Source organism: Bacillus cereus group sp. BfR-BA-01380, assembly GCF_022663535.1.
In the GTDB taxonomy this organism is placed as follows: domain Bacteria; phylum Bacillota; class Bacilli; order Bacillales; family Bacillaceae_G; genus Bacillus_A; species Bacillus_A cereus_BB.
In genome coordinates this window covers 1-221 of the sequence record NZ_JAKUFS010000137.1, presented here as the reverse complement: position 1 = coordinate 221, position 221 = coordinate 1, and the positions used below count along the sequence as shown (strand labels likewise).

Genomic DNA, 221 nt, shown 5'->3' with positions numbered 1-221 from the left:
CCATCGGCGCTAGAGAGCTTAACTTCCGTGTTCGGTATGGGAACGGGTGTGACCTCTCTGCCATCATTACCAGACTTATGAAGGTATATTCCTTCAAAACTAGATAACATTTGCTTCATATTATATGATTAAGTCCTCGATCTATTAGTATTCGTCAGCTCCACGTGTCACCACGCTTCCACCTCGAACCTATCAACCTGATCATCTTTCAGGGATCTTAC

At 43.9% G+C, this 221-nt stretch carries 2 rRNA genes; both read right to left on the bottom strand.

Annotation, left to right across the window (positions count from 1 at the left end):
- Positions 1 to 74, bottom strand: a 5S ribosomal RNA gene (gene rrf / locus MR076_RS26280); the annotation flags it as partial.
- A 50-nt stretch (positions 75 to 124) separates the two neighbouring features.
- A 23S ribosomal RNA gene (locus MR076_RS26275) occupies positions 125 to 221 on the bottom strand; the annotation flags it as partial.